This window comes from Streptomyces sp. B1866, from assembly GCF_031932565.1.
Classification (GTDB): domain Bacteria; phylum Actinomycetota; class Actinomycetes; order Streptomycetales; family Streptomycetaceae; genus Streptomyces.
On the sequence record NZ_JAVSCF010000468.1, the window covers coordinates 1 to 2,226 of the forward strand.

Annotated in this window: 3 protein-coding genes; all 3 read left to right on the forward strand. The window is 77.5% G+C overall.

Going from position 1 to position 2,226, the window contains the following annotated elements; genetic code table 11:
• On the forward strand, positions 1 to 630 hold a 630-nt coding region (locus RKE29_RS29495; RefSeq protein WP_312008776.1), incomplete at its 5' end, for a SurA N-terminal domain-containing protein.
• 15 nt (positions 631 to 645) lie between these two features.
• Complete coding sequence (locus RKE29_RS29500; protein WP_312008778.1) at positions 646 to 1,632, forward strand: nucleoside triphosphate pyrophosphohydrolase; 987 nt, start codon at positions 646 to 648, stop codon at positions 1,630 to 1,632.
• Positions 1,633 to 1,699: 67 nt separating this feature from the next.
• Positions 1,700 to 2,107: a DUF6479 family protein gene (locus tag RKE29_RS29505; RefSeq protein WP_312008779.1), complete on the forward strand. Its 408-nt coding sequence runs from the start codon at positions 1,700 to 1,702 to the stop codon at positions 2,105 to 2,107.
• The last annotated feature ends 119 nt before the right edge of the window (positions 2,108 to 2,226 follow it).

Consider the following 2,226-nt stretch of genomic DNA (forward strand, 5'->3'; position numbering starts at 1 on the left):
GGCCGCTCGCGCCGCGCCCGGCTGGCCGCGGGCGCCGCCTCCGCCGGGCTGCTCGCCGCCGTCCCCCTGCTGTCGGCCTGCGGCGGCGCCCCGCACCCGGGCGCCGCGGCCGTCGTGGACGGCCGGCGGATCACCGTCTCGCAGCTCCAGGCGCAGGTGCGGGACGTCCGGGACGCGCAGCGCGAGTCGCCGCAGGCCGAGCAGCTCATCGCGGCCAGCGGGCGGCTCGGGCAGAACACGCTGATGCGCATGATCCGGGCCCGGGTGATCGAGCGGGCGGCGAAGGACGCCGGGGTGGGCGTGTCCCGGCGCGACGTGCAGCAGGCCCGCGGCACGGACGAGCGGCAGGCCGGCGGCGGCGCCGCGCTCGCCGCCCTCTACCTCGACCAGGGCGTCGCGCCCGGCCAGATCGACGGCGTCGTGCGCACCGAGCTGCTGCGCGAGCGGCTGCTGGACAAGCTGGGCACCGACGGGGCCAAACGCCAGTTCGACCGCACGTTCAAGGCGCTCGACATCGAGGTCAACCCGCGCTACGGCCGCTGGGACCCCGAGCGCGGCACCACCGTGCTCGCCGACGACCCGTGGCTGCGGCCCGCGGCGGACGCCGATCGGGTGAACCCGGGGGCATAGGTTACGTTCGGGGGCGTGACCACACCGCCCACCGGCCGTCTGATCCTGCTCACCGCCAGCCACCGGGTCGCGCCCGGCCTGCTGTCCTGGCCCGCGTGGCGCGCACTGCGCGCCGCCGACCGGGTGCTCGTCGCCGACCCCGGCCACCCGCAGCTGCCCTACCTGCGCGAGGCGGGCGTCGCGGTGGAGCACGCCGCGCCGACCGCCCGCGAGCTGGTCGGCTACTGCGCGGACGGCGGCGGCCGCACGGCCGTCGTGGTCACCTCCGCCGACGGCGAGACCCGGCTCACCGACGGCCTGGCCCGGCTCGCCGGCTCCGGCGCCGTCGCCATGCCCGAGCTGGAGCTGCTGCCCGGCTCGTACGACCTGCCCGGCGCCCGCCTGCTGGACCTCGTACGGGTCATGGACCGCATCCGCACCGACTGCCCGTGGACCGGGCCGCGCACGCACGAGGAGCTGGTGCCGTACGCCATCGAGGAGGCGTACGAGATGGTGGAGGCCATCGAACTGGGCGACCGGGACGCGCTGCGCGAGGAGCTGGGCGACGTGCTGCTCCAGGTCGTCTTCCACGCCCGCATCGCGCAGGACGACCCGGACCGGCCGTTCTCCGTCGACGACGTGGCCGGCGGCATCGTGGACAAGCTCATCCACCGCCACCCGCACGTCTTCGGCACCGAGACCGCCGAGACCCCGGAGGACGTCGAGCGGCACTGGGCGCGCACCAAGGCCGCGGAGAAGCGCCGCACGTCGGTCACCGAGGGGGTGCCGCTGGCCCAGCCCGCCCTGGCGCTGGTCGGCAAGCTCGCCTCCCGGGCCCGCGCCGCCGGGCTCGACGTGCCGCCGCCGGAGGGGGAGGGCGCCGGGTACGCGCTGCTGGAGCTGGCCGTACGGGCCCAGGCGGACGGCACCGACCCGGAGACCGCGCTGCGCGCCGCCGCCCGCGCGTACCGGGACGCCATCCGCGCCGCCGAGGCCCGCCGCGGCGCCCCGGCACAGCCCTGAAGGCTGGGCCTGCGGGTGGTCCGGTTGCGGTTTGGGTGATTCGCGTGATTTCGGGTACCCGGGGCACATGGAGACGCAGAGCAGCGAGATTCTTGCCTTGACCCGCGACCACCTGGTGGGGATCGGCCCGCTGGTGGTCGGGATCGTCGTCGTGGCCATGCTGATCGCGGCACTCTGGCTGGGGCTGCGCACCCGGAAGGCCGAGCCCGGCCCCTCCCAGGAGAAGCAGCCGCGCGCCGGCGCGTGGCAGCGCCGCCAGGAGACCGACGAGGAGGCCGCGGCCGACGACCACGGCCCCGGACACCAGGACTCGGAGCGGCACGAGCACGCGGAGAGCCGCGAGCCGCACGAGGTGCCGGCCGACGGCAGGCGGCGGCTGCCGTACGAGATCGAGAACCAGGCGTCGCGCCGCAGCTCCGACCAGGAGCGGCGGCAGTGGGACGAGGGGCAGAGCGGGTCCTTCGGCTCCGGCTGAGACCGCGGCGGCCCCGGCCGGAGCGGCCCCGGCGCGCCCGCGCCCGGAAGCCCGCGCCCAGGCGGGGAGGCCGGGCCGACGGCCGGCCCGGAACCACCGGACCGGCCGGCGGCCCGGCC